Source organism: Streptomyces sp. NPDC001156, from assembly GCF_053598275.1.
This window is the reverse complement of record NZ_JBSFJX010000231.1, coordinates 1-11769: the sequence shown is the minus strand read 5'-3', so window position 1 is coordinate 11769 and position 11769 is coordinate 1. Positions and strand designations below refer to the sequence as shown.

At 67.7% G+C, this 11769-nt stretch carries 12 protein-coding genes and 2 pseudogenes; 5 read left to right on the top strand and 9 right to left on the bottom strand.

Annotation, left to right across the window (positions count from 1 at the left end):
- Positions 1 to 552: 552 nt before the first annotated feature.
- A pseudogene (locus ACWDA7_RS44700) lies at positions 553 to 675 on the top strand (aldo/keto reductase); the annotation flags it as partial.
- Positions 676 to 887: 212 nt separating this feature from the next.
- On the opposite strand, the gene ACWDA7_RS44695 reads toward ACWDA7_RS44700, so the two are convergent.
- A complete protein-coding gene (locus ACWDA7_RS44695) occupies positions 888 to 1211 on the bottom strand; it encodes an ANTAR domain-containing protein (RefSeq protein ID WP_450612876.1) in 324 nt (107 codons plus the stop codon).
- 361 nt (positions 1212 to 1572) lie between these two features.
- Positions 1573 to 2274, bottom strand: a complete 702-nt coding sequence (locus ACWDA7_RS44690) for a hypothetical protein (protein ID WP_450612874.1) — start codon at positions 2272 to 2274, stop codon at positions 1573 to 1575.
- A gap of 37 nt (positions 2275 to 2311) precedes the next feature.
- On the opposite strand from ACWDA7_RS44690, the gene ACWDA7_RS44685 reads away from it, so the two are divergent.
- Positions 2312 to 2821, top strand: a complete 510-nt coding sequence (locus ACWDA7_RS44685; RefSeq protein ID WP_450612873.1) for a CGNR zinc finger domain-containing protein — start codon at positions 2312 to 2314, stop codon at positions 2819 to 2821.
- A 304-nt stretch (positions 2822 to 3125) separates the two neighbouring features.
- On the opposite strand, the gene ACWDA7_RS44680 is transcribed toward ACWDA7_RS44685, so the two are convergent.
- On the bottom strand, positions 3126 to 3521 hold the full coding sequence (locus tag ACWDA7_RS44680; RefSeq protein WP_450612871.1) for a GNAT family N-acetyltransferase: 396 nt from the start codon (positions 3519 to 3521) through the stop codon (positions 3126 to 3128).
- Positions 3522 to 3606: 85 nt separating this feature from the next.
- On the opposite strand from ACWDA7_RS44680, the pseudogene ACWDA7_RS44675 reads away from it, so the two are divergent.
- Positions 3607 to 3777, top strand: a pseudogene (locus ACWDA7_RS44675) (transposase); the annotation flags it as partial.
- A 21-nt stretch (positions 3778 to 3798) separates the two neighbouring features.
- Complete coding sequence (locus tag ACWDA7_RS44670) at positions 3799 to 4212, top strand: cytidine deaminase family protein (RefSeq protein ID WP_450612869.1); 414 nt, start codon at positions 3799 to 3801, stop codon at positions 4210 to 4212.
- Between the two features lie 150 nt (positions 4213 to 4362).
- Here the strand turns inward: ACWDA7_RS44670 and ACWDA7_RS44665 are convergent, their stop codons facing one another.
- The 3 genes from ACWDA7_RS44665 to ACWDA7_RS44655 all read right to left on the bottom strand — a co-directional run bounded on the left by ACWDA7_RS44665 (position 4363) and on the right by ACWDA7_RS44655 (position 8036).
- Entirely contained in the window at positions 4363 to 5583 is a 1221-nt protein-coding gene (locus ACWDA7_RS44665) for a vanadium-dependent haloperoxidase (RefSeq protein ID WP_450612867.1), read from the bottom strand.
- A 414-nt stretch (positions 5584 to 5997) separates the two neighbouring features.
- The gene (locus ACWDA7_RS44660) at positions 5998 to 6753 is read right to left on the bottom strand and encodes an SDR family oxidoreductase (protein WP_450612865.1); all 756 of its coding nucleotides are present in this window, start codon (positions 6751 to 6753) and stop codon (positions 5998 to 6000) included.
- A gap of 599 nt (positions 6754 to 7352) precedes the next feature.
- Positions 7353 to 8036 carry a hypothetical protein gene (locus tag ACWDA7_RS44655; protein WP_450612863.1) on the bottom strand — a complete coding sequence of 228 codons (684 nt, stop codon included), beginning with the start codon at positions 8034 to 8036 and terminating at the stop codon, positions 7353 to 7355.
- Between the two features lie 40 nt (positions 8037 to 8076).
- On the opposite strand from ACWDA7_RS44655, the gene ACWDA7_RS44650 reads away from it, so the two are divergent.
- Positions 8077 to 8556, top strand: coding sequence for a hypothetical protein (locus ACWDA7_RS44650; RefSeq protein WP_450612861.1), 480 nt, complete (start codon positions 8077 to 8079; stop codon positions 8554 to 8556).
- A gap of 159 nt (positions 8557 to 8715) precedes the next feature.
- Here ACWDA7_RS44650 and ACWDA7_RS44645 read toward each other — a convergent pair whose 3' ends face one another.
- The 3 genes from ACWDA7_RS44645 to ACWDA7_RS44635 all read right to left on the bottom strand — a co-directional run bounded on the left by ACWDA7_RS44645 (position 8716) and on the right by ACWDA7_RS44635 (position 11516).
- The gene (locus ACWDA7_RS44645; RefSeq protein ID WP_450612859.1) at positions 8716 to 9309 is read right to left on the bottom strand and encodes a hypothetical protein; all 594 of its coding nucleotides are present in this window, start codon (positions 9307 to 9309) and stop codon (positions 8716 to 8718) included.
- 95 nt (positions 9310 to 9404) lie between these two features.
- Positions 9405 to 10370: a NucA/NucB deoxyribonuclease domain-containing protein gene (locus tag ACWDA7_RS44640; protein ID WP_450612858.1), complete on the bottom strand. Its 966-nt coding sequence runs from the start codon at positions 10368 to 10370 to the stop codon at positions 9405 to 9407.
- Between the two features lie 636 nt (positions 10371 to 11006).
- Positions 11007 to 11516 (bottom strand): hypothetical protein, encoded by a 510-nt coding sequence (locus ACWDA7_RS44635; RefSeq protein WP_450612856.1) that lies wholly within the window; start codon positions 11514 to 11516, stop codon positions 11007 to 11009.
- Between the last annotated feature and the right edge of the window lie 253 nt (positions 11517 to 11769).

Below are 11769 nucleotides of genomic sequence, written 5' to 3'. Positions count from 1 at the left end.
GGCTGAGCCGGGGCCGGCGCGGGTCCGACTGCGGGACGGACACAGGACCGCAGGCACCCCCGCCGCAAACGGGGGCGCTCCTTTCTTCTTTGGCACGGCGGGCAGTTGGGGCCCGGCAGGGCGAAGGGGCCCCGCCGGGCCCACCGGCCGGGGGCCTTTCGTCAGGCAACCCGGCTCCCGCCGACGGCAGCGGTAGGCACGCTCGTGTGCAGGCTTGGCGCAAGGGACACAGGGGCGAACTCACCGGCGTGAGTACATCCGCTTGCTCCATTTGGCGGAATTGCGGTTACGGGCAGCGCGGTGGCGCGTTGTGCGAGTATGAGCGGAAGTCACCGACGAAAGCGGTCACGGTCTCGAGCGTTCGACCAGGTGCAAGCGCAGTTGGCTCGTGCGGCTGCTGCGATGGCTGTGGCGAAGAAGTGGCCGCGGCAGAAAGTGGAAGAAACGGTTCGCCCGGCGGATGCGGAGCCGGATGACGGCCGTAGTGAGGCGGCCCGCACGGCTTGAGCCGAGGCCCTCGTCTGCCTTTCCGCCGCCCGACCAGCGGCGGACGACCTTTACCTCATCCACTGGCCCACCACAGCCTGGGACCTGTACGTGGAGACCTACAAGGCGCTGGAGAAGATCCTCGCCGATGGGCATGCCCCCGCCGTCGGCGTCTCGAACTTCCAGATCTCCACGTGCAGCGGCTGCTACTGGCGGCGCCGTGTGCGCCGACGGCGGCTACGTCGACTCCAGTCGAGGAGGTCAAGAGTTGGCGGTGGCGTACGGCCGGCGCGGTCCGAGTGGTCGCCTCGCACGTCGTCGAGTTCGTCGCCCACTGGCCCCCATCCCCCGTGGCCTTCGGGCGGCGGGGGCCCTCCCCTTGCACGAACGCACTCGCCTCTCTAACGCGCCAGCGCTCGCCGTAGTTCGGTGAGTTGAGGGTCCGGCAAAGTGCCCCCTAGCGCAAATTGCAACACCTCTTCGGCAACAACGCGCAGCTTTGTATTGGTGCGCTGCGAGACATCCCGCAGGGCTTCAAATGCCTCTTCGGGTGGAACCTGTCCGAGAACAACCAGGGCGCCTATGGCCTGGTCGACGATGGCGTGCGAGGTTACCGCCTGCTTCAGGTGCTCCATTTCTGCTTGGAGCCGTTCATTCTCGATCGCGAAATGGGTGGCGGACAGCGATTCCGAGGGGCGGTGTGTGGAGACTGCGAAGGAGCACATCAGATCATCCGGAGTCGAACGGGGGCGGGACTCTGGTCTGCTACCCCATCTGTATTGGGCTAGTTTCTTCCATACTGAACCCTTACCTTTAGGCCGGATTGTCACTTTATGCCCACTGTGATCCGATGCCAGGTGGGGTGGGAACCGGTCGTTTTCGGATGTGCAGGAGCGTGTGTGAGTGTGCAGGAGCATGTACTGTGGCGGGTCAGTTTCACGGCGCTCCTGGTCCGGTGTTGCGGGTGCGGCAGGTCGTGGGTGTCGCTGGTGGGGGTCCGCTGGTGTGCCGACGAATCGTTGGGACGTGCGGCTGCGAGGGCGCGTGCCGGAGCCCAAGGCCGCCGGGCCATCCGGGGAATCAACGTCAGAACGCGCGTAGCAGCCAGGTCAGTTCCAGCTCACGGGCAGTCAGGCCGGCTGTCTCGCGGAGCTGGTCGGCCTCGACTCCGGGAGGCAGTTCACCGGCAAGAGTGAGGGCCGCTGCCGCGGTCTGCGGACGGGCACCGAGGGATGCCCGCAGGTGGTAGGACCGGCGCAGCAGGGCGACGCCCTGTTCCCGATCCTGCTCCAGGAGATGAGCACCGATGTGGCGTGCGGCGTACGACTCCAACAGCGCGTCACCTTGCTCCCGCGCCTGCCTCAGTGCCTGCTGGTAGGCCGGTTGGGCCGCAGCGCTGTCGCCGTCGATGTTGTCGGCGAGCACCCCGAGCCAGAACGTGGACCAACCGGCCAGTCGGGCGTCGGCCGTGGCGGTGGTGAAGGCCTCGCGGGCCTGCTGCAGGTCTTCGAGAAGTGGGCCCAGGCCGAACAGCAACCGGGTGTAGCGGATCTGTGCGCCCAAATATCCAGCGAGCACGGGGTCGTCCGGCGACAGCGCGCTGACCGCTTCCGCGGCCGCCGCGGCGCCGTCCAGCCGCCACCAGTAGCGGTCCACCAGGATCTCGGCCCGCTCCGCGAGCGCGTCGGTGGGCAGCACGGCGAGCGCCTCGTCCCACCGGCCCACGCGGTGCAGCATTCGCGCGACTGCGGGTCCACGGTCCATCATGTAGGTGGCATCAGTGGTCATGATGCCTACTCTTCAAGCATGGGAGGTAGGTGGTCAAGTGCACTACGCCGACTACATCGGAAACCTGAGCCGCCTCGCGGTCGAATTCGTCAACGGCGACCCTCCGAGCGAGCTGCGCCAGGAGATGTTCCGCCAGCACCGGATCGCCGAGCCGGACGCCGAGCGGCTCGCTGCATTCGTGCCCGGGCTGCGCGATGCCGTCGAGGCCGCCGCCCACATTCGGCCGATCGACGCCGTAAACGCCCTGCTGGAACAGCACCCACCGTTGATCCGGGTCGACGACCATGACGGCGAAGGCTCTCCGCACCTGCACTTCGCTCCGAACGGCGAAGACGCCGTGAGCTGGCTCGGGCGAAGCTGCGCCGCCGCACTCGCGTACGTCGTCTCCGGTGACCCGGCCGTGACGATCGGCCGCTGCCGCGCCGCCGGCTGCGGACGCTTCTACGTCGATGACTCCCGCAACCGCACCCGGCGGTTCTGCTCCAACGCCTGCGCCAGCCGGACCACCGTCGCCGCATATCGCGCGCGCCGCAAGGCCGTAGGCTGATCTGGAAGTGGCAGCCAGCCACGACCGCTCCGCCTGACTCCTCGAACGGCCGACAGTCAGCAGCGAAATCGCCGGAACGGCAAGGGAAGCCTCGCGCGCGTGAGCCATTCGGTGTGCCTATCTGATGGCGGTGGGCGGCCGGTAGTTGGGCGAGGTGCTCCACGACGTGGCGTGGGACATCGAGCGTGACAACATAGGTGACCAACGTGACACCAATGGTCGGTATGGACGTGATCTTGTGGAGAGACCTGTCCTACCAGGGCTTCACGGTTATGTACGGCGGGGGTACGGCGACGTGGCCGGCTCAGAGTGCGATGAGGCCCGCGGCCGTCGGCTTGAACCCGCAGGCGTCGAAGTAGAACGGCTGCAGGTCGTCCTCGAAGTCGACGTGCAGCCACTCGCATTGGGCCGTACGGGCACGTCGGGCGGCCTCGGCGACAAGGCCGACTCCGATCCCGGAGCGGCGGTGCCTCCCCGCAACCACGGTGTCCAGGATGAACGCATGGACGCCGCCGTCCCACGCGACGTTCACGAAGCCGACGAGGTCACCGTCATGGCGTGCACAGACCCAGCCGAGGCTGTGGCTGTGTACCCGGGACAGCCAATCGACGTCCGAGGTCCGGTGGTCGAATCCCACTGCATGCAGCGCGTTGACAGATGCGTTGTCGAAGTCGCCCCGCCACTCGTACATGATCGTCATGGCGCGAGCATAGACCGCCGCCCTCACCCTGGTCCTCTTCCACAACAGGGCCGGAAATGATCATCGTTGAGAAATCTCAGTCACCAGTCGCATCAGGGGCCAGTTCACCGCCCTGCGCTACGTCACGCTGGACGGCACCGACCACGCCAGCCACAAGGAGCAGGGCAGCATGATCCGCCACCGCATCATCGGGCGGAACAAGCACACCGCCGATATTCGCTTGCGCACCCTGGTCACGCGGGTCAACGTCGTCTGACACCCGACGAAGGCAGAGAAGATGACCACGCAGCCCCACCACGTCGACTTCGAACTCATCCAGGCTGCAGCGCACGTCGCTCGCACGCGCTGCCGGGGCGACAACCACACCATGGCAGCAGCTGCCCGCGCCCAGGACGGCCGGATCATCACCGCGGTGAACGCCTACCACTTCACGGGAGGCCCCTGCGCTGAGCTGGTCCTTGTCGGCGCAGCGGCCGCGCAGGGCGCCTACGAGCTGGACACCATCGTCGCCGTGGGCGATCGCGACCGCGGGGTTGTTCCCCCGTGCGGCCGGTGCCGTCAGGTGCTTCTCGACTACTTCCCCGCCCTCAAGGTCATTGTCGGCAAAGGCGACCGCACCCGAACGGTCCCTATCACCGACTTGCTGCCCGAAAGCTACATCTGGGCCGACCACCAACTCGAGGCCGAGTAAACCGCATCACTCAACAGGGCTGACACCGCCGGCCGGCAAGAAGGCGACGGTGTCTGATGTGGCACTCCCCGGCACGGGGACGGGACCGTCGGCGGGTGCACGCTTCGGCACGCACCCGCCGACGGTCCTGGCCGGGAAGGTGTCAGGGCATCAGCGCGTAGTGGTCTGCGGGCACGTGGGAAGTGCCGTCGGCGAGGCGTGCGCCGAACGCAGCGGGCGGAAGTAGTGGGTGACCGCCCAGAAGCCGATGCGGCTGCCGGCCTGGCACCCGGCCACATCCGCGGAGCGGAAGTGGATCCCGGCCCAGACGCGGGCGTTGATCATGTCCTCGTTGAGCCGGTCGGCGTATTTGTAGTGCCGTGTGGTGCCGGTGGCCTCGGAGAAGAGGGTGAGGTCGAGGCGCATGGTGCCGAGTAGTCCGCTCAGGGTCTGGGTCACGGCGCCGGCGACCGCGGCATGGCCGCTGATGTAGTCGGGGTGCGGCGGCGTGACGAGCAGCGGCTGCCACTGCGGGTCGGCCGGGGTCGCGGAGTTGCCGTCGGTGTCAGCCAGCTGGATGGCGGTGATCGGCCGCCAGCGTCCGTAGTGGAGTTTGGCGTCCCAGGCAGCGACGACGGCGTCGGTGGCCGAGGTGTTCGCCGCGGCGAACAGCCGTGCCGTCTCAGCGATACCCAGGTAGTGCCGAGCCGTGTAGTCCCGGAGCGCCCCCTGGATCTGCACCGCCAGATTGCCCCCGAAGAACAGAGCGGTCTCGGTCTGGAACGCGGTGCGGGGCGACCCGGTCTTCGCCCCCATGGTCCTCACCTCGTTCACGTCCCGGGCATAGCGGGCCGAGGACAGCGCGGGTGGGACCCCGGGACGGAACTGGGCCGGGGAGGTGAGCAGCATCGGGCGCAGTCTCCCGAGCCAGGGGTCGATAAAGGGCTGGTGGCTGGGTGGGGAAGGCCGCCAGACGCCGGGCGCTGGCGGGGCGGTGAACTGCACTGGTGCACCCCGGCCATCGCCTTCGCGCAGGTCGATGAGGTGCTCGGCGGCCCGCTCCCCGAAGGCCACGCCCTGCGTCTTGGCGCTGCCCACGGGGATCCTGGCGAGGGATTTGGCGTAGGCGGCATCGAGCGGCGCCTGGGAGGCGGGGAAATAGGTGACCAGTACGCGGTGGGCCGCGGCCACGGTGGCCGCCTCGGGCGACGCGGTGGAGGGGCCACGCACCTGCCACTTGTAGGGGGCGTAGTCACCCTGGATGCCCACCACGGCGTTGTAGACGGCAGCCGAGACGAACCCGTGCCAGATGACCACCTGGCCCGAGGGGCGGGTGGCGCCGAGGTTGGTGCCGATGGTGTCGGTGGCGATCGTGTTCCATTCACGGATCACATCGGGGTCCGCCGCAGGCGGCGCGTGACTGCCGGCGGTGGCTGGAGGGCCGTTCAGGACTGCAACGAGGAGAAGAAGGAGCGACATGACGGCGCTTACGGCAGCCGGTCTGCCCGAAGTGGAAGCATGCATAACCGACACAACCGTCACACGGGCGGATGGTCACGCAGACGCGGTTCCCGGGTGCTGACGCCGCCGGGGCGTAAACCGGGCGCCAACCGCGTGGCCCCGGCGGTGCGGCCCGGGGCAGGCCCCCGATGAGCGACCCGACGCCCCTGCCTGCATCCGGGCCAGACTCACACGGGCACACCGGTGGTAGCTGGCGGAACCCGCCCCTTCAGCAGCAGATCGAAACCGCCTCCTGGGAGGCAAAAACCCGGATGACGAGACCTCAGGAGCCGCGACGGGGAACTACTAGATGAGCTGCTGACCGCCATCGATGTCGTACGTTCCGCCGGTGAGCGCCTCGTTCCACATGAGGTGGACGGCCAGTGCGGCGACGTCGGCCGATCCGACGACCCGTCGGATGGGCAGCGTGGCGCGCAGCTCCTCGCGCCGGGCATCGAGCTGATCGCCGAGCAGCGAGGCGGACAGGGAGGTATCGACGAATCCGGCGGCGATGACGTTGACCCGGATGGGCGCCAGTTCAAGCGCCAGGTTGGCGATGAGCGCGGGCGTAGCGGCAGTGAGGGCGGACGTGACGGCCATGCCGACACCGGGCCGGCGGGCTCCGGTGCCCCCCATGAACAGCAGCGTGCCTCCGGCCCGTACCTTGTCACGGCTGTAGAGGGCGACCCCGAGCGTCGTGGCGAAGCGTTCGTCGATCGCACGGCGGGCGGCGGCGAGGTCCATGTCCGCCAAGGGCATGTAGGCCGGGCCGCCGGCTGTGACCATCACATGGTCGACCAGGCCGGGCAGTTCCCGGAAGAACTGCTCAAGGCGGTCGGTGTCGGTCGCGTCCAGCGCCGCTGTGCTCAGCGGTTGGAGTTCGAGCGCGGCCTGCCGCAACCGTTCGGGATCACGGCCGGCCAGGACCACCTGGCCACCCTCCGCACGCACCTGGCGGGCGGTCTCGAGTCCGATGCCCGCGCTGCCACCAATCAGCACGACGGTCTGACCGGCAAGGACGGGACGGCGACCGGCACCGGATTCGCCGGGTACGGCGCTCACGACCGAGCGCCTCGGCTGAGGACGATCACGTCACAGGCATCGTCCTGTTTGCCGCACGTCATCCGTACCTCCCGGTCTCAGCCCCTGGTCCCAGTGTCGTCCCTCGGGCCTCCCACCGCCCGCCGGGTACCTACCGCCGGCCACGAGGACGACTGGCTGGCACCGGGGCTGGGCAATGGGCCGGTCACATCGGTCCAGGAACCACCGCCCACGCGGTCAAGGCAGCGGTGCAGGTTGGCTCGGGTGATCAACGCCACGAAGTCCGCGGGCGGTGGTCTCTTGCCAGAAGCGATGGCGACCCTCACCGGGGGGACACCGCCACCGAGCGCGCAGGCGCAGTCCTTGCCTGGTACCGGCAGCATCTTCCGCGGCCTACGCCCTGGACGGAACTCGCGACCCCGAACTGGACGCATCGCAGGACGCGGTGGAGGCGTGGCTCGAGGTGTCGTTGCAGGTGTTCGCTGATCCACGCACCTGAGGATCTGCCAGTGCGTCTTGCGCGGCCTGCCCGTCTCCCGCCAGGCCTACCCGCCCCGGCTGAGCACACTCAGCATCGCGCGGGCGCACCCCGACTGGCAGATCCGCCACTGAGCTGCCATTTACGGCTGTTCACTATCGGTGTCAGGCGGCTCTTCGGGATGCGGCACGTTTCGACGCCTGCGCCTGATTGCCAGGATGATCAGAGATATCACTGCGATCATTGCGAGAGCGGCAGCGACAAGGGAGACAGACGACAGCGACCGCTGTGGGTGCTGACCGCATATCGGAACAGGCTCTGCAGGTGCCCCGTAGGGCCACTGGGGCGTCCAGCCGATCGTCTTGCCCGGGTCTGCAGGATCAGCCACCAAGTACCACTGGTAACGGGGCACCTTAGAGGTGTCGAAGACGTCGTCGGCGTTGACCCAGCACAATACCGAGATCCCGGCTGCGGGGTTGAACGAGGTGGACGATTGCGATTTCGGTGCACGCCAACAGGGTGTCTGTCGAAGGATCGCGTACCCAGCCACGTCCTTGCTGGCCCGAACCTTCTGTGGCACCGCCATGCCAGGTCCGGGCCAGGCAATCGTCAAGCACTCCTCGGGGTCGACATACTTCTTGAACTTGTCGGGCTGCTGTTGGGGGAAGAAGTACGGAACGAGCCCGATGAGCGCCGAGACAATCGCTACTACTGCTGGCACGACCACGGCCGGATCCCGGTACCACGGGCGAATCGGTGCATCGTTCGCCGCCCCGTTGCGTACTCGATCCGCGTCGTCAGCCGGTAACCGATGCCCGTCGACCATGGCACAAGGCTATTCGCCCCACGATTCCGGGTGTGAGTAGATGAGGTGCAGGAACTGCACTGAAACCCGTCCTCGGCTGCAGCGGCTCCAGCGTGTTGACCACCACCTGCTCGACTTCCTGGTCGCCGACCGTGCGTGGCCGACCCGGACGCGGCTCGTCGACGAACCCCTCCAGCCAGTTCCGGCGCGCCCCGTGACCCCGGCGACCTGTGGCCCGAGCCATACTCCGGCTCCCAAGACCGCGCACTCCAAGGACTGCGTCGAAACGAAGTTCAAGAACGCCGTCTGCGCCGGCACCATCACCCTGTCCGCCGCCCGCAGCGCCATCAAGAACCACTGGACCACGGCCCTGCAGGTCACCGGAATTCGGCTGACCCCATCAACTCGCCGGGGCGTCCAGGCCACATGTGCTGGGTGCTCCGGCGACAAGTATCGAGTACGACCTACTACTTCGCCCCGCGCGGCAGAGCAGACGGCCACACTGGCCGCGGAGGAGCAGCAGTCCAAGCCGGCCGAGTAAGCCGTGGCAGCACGCCGCCGCATGCGACCAGAACCAAGTCCTGTCACTGCCGGAACCCGGCCCGGGCCAGTTGCACCGCGGCGACGCCCCGGGCCAAGTCACGCGTTCAAGTTCAGTATCTTCCCGCGCTAGAGGGGCCTTGCTCCGGCACAGCAGGTGTCAGTCTTCTTCGCGGTCGTGCATGGAGGTGTAGGTGACCGTGTAGTCCTCCACCGGCGTGGCCATGTCCGCGGCGTATTCGGCGCGTGCCTGGCGGTCTTCGTCGGTGATGTCGGGGTGGATGGGGGGTGTCTGGGGTGCGGGCCAGAGTTGGACGAGGTGGCGTTCTCCGTGGTCGCCGATGCCGGGTTCGGGGTCGTCGGCGTGGCAGTACAGGCGCATCCGCATCCAGTCGTGGCTGTCAGGGGACGACGGGGCCTCGAGGGCAGGTTCCTCGTCCGGCCACGCGTCCAGGATGTCGCCTTGTTCGAGGGTGGCGAGGTAGAGGGTGGGGAGGTCGGTGCGCAGGCTGAGTTCCTCCGCGGGCTCCCATTCGCGGCCCGTCTCAGGTGCCGGCGGGGTGTCGTGGACCTCGATGGTGATTTGGAGGGGGCCTGTGTCGGTGGTGGTCAGGACGACGGCGTTGGCGTCGGTGGCCGGGCTGCAGCGCCAGCCGAAGGGCATCTCGGAGGGGTATGCGTAGTCGTCGGTGAAGCCGATGAGGTAGCCGTTTTCGCCGAGCTCGACGGTGAACGACGATGCGCTGACCAGCATGGGGAGGGAGCCTCCTTGAACGGGGCAGGGTGCCCCTTCCCGGGCGTAGCGGGAGGGAGCACCCTGTCTGACTTGGCGGGGAGTGTAGTCGCGGCTCAGGCGATCACATAGAACGGGTCGCCGTCCATGACGTGCATCTGGCCGCGCCATGCGGTGATGCGTCCGCCCTGGGACTTGTTCTCCTGGGTCTTGACCCAGGTGATCTCCCGTTGGTTGGCAGGAAGGTGAGTGCCACCCTCTTTGGTGGAAGCGAAGGGGTACTCGTCGCACGAGGTGCGGCCGGCGCGCCGCATGTCCGGCGGTGCGGTCCGCGGGCACACCGCGGTCCTGTTGGCGTTCTCCTGCGTCTTGTTGATCATCCAGTGCAGGGGCTTGCCACCGTTGGGGTCGCCGTAGTGGCCGCCGCGGGCACGGAGCTTGCGTATTCCTTCGTCGATGCGGGCCAGGCCGACCATGCTCACGCCGGTGGGTACTTGGGGTATGGCGCAGCCGGAGCGGTTGGTTCGGGTGCTGCCGTAGTAGTTGTCGCACCGGTACACGGCGGAGGCGTAGGAGACGCTGCCCGGGCTATAGCCGGCTTTGGTGAAGGTGTAGTCGTAGGTGGTCTTCGCCTTGGGGTTGATCTTCTTCGGGGCGATGGTGGTCGTGTAGCCGACAGTGCCGCTCGCCGCGCTGTCGAGGGTATGACCCTGCTGGAAGTGAACGGCGGCCCTGGTACCGCCTCCTGAGGCGGCGGCGAGATTGACGGCAACGCCCCTGCCTTGGCCGGTGGTCCTCGCCTTGGAGATGCTGAACTTCTCGCTCCAGTTGGCGGAGTTGGTCTTCAGGGTCATCTGGTGCTTCACGTCGAAGTCTGCGGTGCCCTCGATGACCGGACGCCCGTTGACGACCTTGACGACGTCGAGATGGACGGTGACCCACTCACACTCGCTGAAGCGGTTCACGGTGATGCGGTTGATGGTGCAGGTCGCATTGACGGCCGGGCCGGCGAGCGCGCCCGCCGGGTGCCGGGGCGAGCCGACGGTGACGCGCAGCATTCCGTCACTCGGCTGGTCCGCCACGGCTGATGGCGCAGCGGCCGTAACGAGCAGGCCCAGCCCCACAGCCCCCGTGGTGAGAAGCTTTCGCACTGTCAAGTTATTCCCCCTGTATTGGTCGCAGACGACGGGGGCACAACGGTCAACTCTCTTGCTCTCCCGTCGCGTTGACGCCATCCAAACACGGGGAGCGCACAGATGGCACACCAATTCGACTGTTTTCAGCCGTAGATGAGCGGTGTCACGTGGGCAAGGCCGAAGTCAGCAGGCCAGGTGGGGTCCTGCCGCGCCTCCGGGTCGAGGAGCAATCTGACTCGGTCGCAGGCCTCCGCCGGGCGCCAGCCGTCACCGGCTCCGGCACTGGAACCCGCCCGCGCAGGGCAGGATCGCCGGATTGTCGGATTCCGGCGATCGCCACCCATCGCGACAACTCAGCAGCCCACTTCCTCGCCGGACCCCCAGGACTGCGGCCGTTGTCGTGAAAGTTTCGGTTTGATGGGTGACCGGGCGGCTCGGGCAGCCTGGCGCTCGGTGGCCTCAGGATGGAACGGGTTCCCCATGGCGACCAGTACGTGGCGGCCGAACCCAGGAACCGATCCTGCAGATCGGAGTCCGCTTTGCCGTCTCCCGGACCCCCGCAGAACGGCTTCGCCCGACGATCTACGCGGGAATGAGGACGGTAAGCCATTCCGCTTCACGGGGTCGGTACCCGTAACGGTCCCTCAGCCCCGAGACGATCGCCGGGACGTGGTCGGCTCCGTAGACGACGGCCACGCGGATCGACTCGTCGCTGCGTTCCGCGTGGATCTCGCCGAGCGCCTCGAGCAGCCGCTGGTCGCGCCGACCCATCATCGCCTGCCCCACAGGATCGTCGGCCTTCATCATCTCCGCCCGCAGCGTCGACGGCAGGTCCTCAACTACCTGGTCCTCATCGAGGAAGGCGCGCGGACCACGCAACGCGAACACCAGGCCCATCACCGGTGCCGCGACCATGAGCAACAGGTACATCCACCGCGGCAGCGCCTTCAGGTCCGCGATCGCCTCTGCCGCGGTCACATCCGGGTTGATGACCGGCACGTCCTTGGGAAGCAGCAGGTCCGCATGCTGCTCCTGTAGTCCGTTACGCCGCCGGCGTGGGGCGAACCGATACGCGAGCGTGAGGGCACTCACCCCGACCGACTTCCCTCGAATTCCTCCATGACTATGAGGTCGCATTCCCTGAGCCTGATGCGAACCTGAGAGTAGAACGTCGGCGAAGCCACGTGCACCATCGGGAAGATCACGAATTCGAGTGGCGTCCCTCTCCGCCTCATGGTGATCACAGCGGATCGAACGGCAAAGCCGGTCACCTCGATAATCTGCATGATTGGGGGCCCCCCCCCCCCCCCCCCCCCCCCCCCGCGGGGCCGCACACCGACGCCCG

Coding starts and splice junctions, on each gene's coding strand:
- ACWDA7_RS44695 (WP_450612876.1), bottom strand. CDS start 1,211: ATGTGCTCCTTCGCAGTCTCCACACACCGCCCCTCGGAATCGCTGTCC.
- ACWDA7_RS44690 (WP_450612874.1), bottom strand. CDS start 2,274: ATGACCACTGATGCCACCTACATGATGGACCGTGGACCCGCAGTCGCG.
- ACWDA7_RS44680 (WP_450612871.1), bottom strand. CDS start 3,521: ATGACGATCATGTACGAGTGGCGGGGCGACTTCGACAACGCATCTGTC.
- ACWDA7_RS44670 (WP_450612869.1), top strand. CDS start 3,799: ATGACCACGCAGCCCCACCACGTCGACTTCGAACTCATCCAGGCTGCA.
- ACWDA7_RS44655 (WP_450612863.1), bottom strand. CDS start 8,036: ATGGTCGACGGGCATCGGTTACCGGCTGACGACGCGGATCGAGTACGC.
- ACWDA7_RS44650 (WP_450612861.1), top strand. CDS start 8,077: ATGAGGTGCAGGAACTGCACTGAAACCCGTCCTCGGCTGCAGCGGCTC.
- ACWDA7_RS44645 (WP_450612859.1), bottom strand. CDS start 9,309: ATGCTGGTCAGCGCATCGTCGTTCACCGTCGAGCTCGGCGAAAACGGC.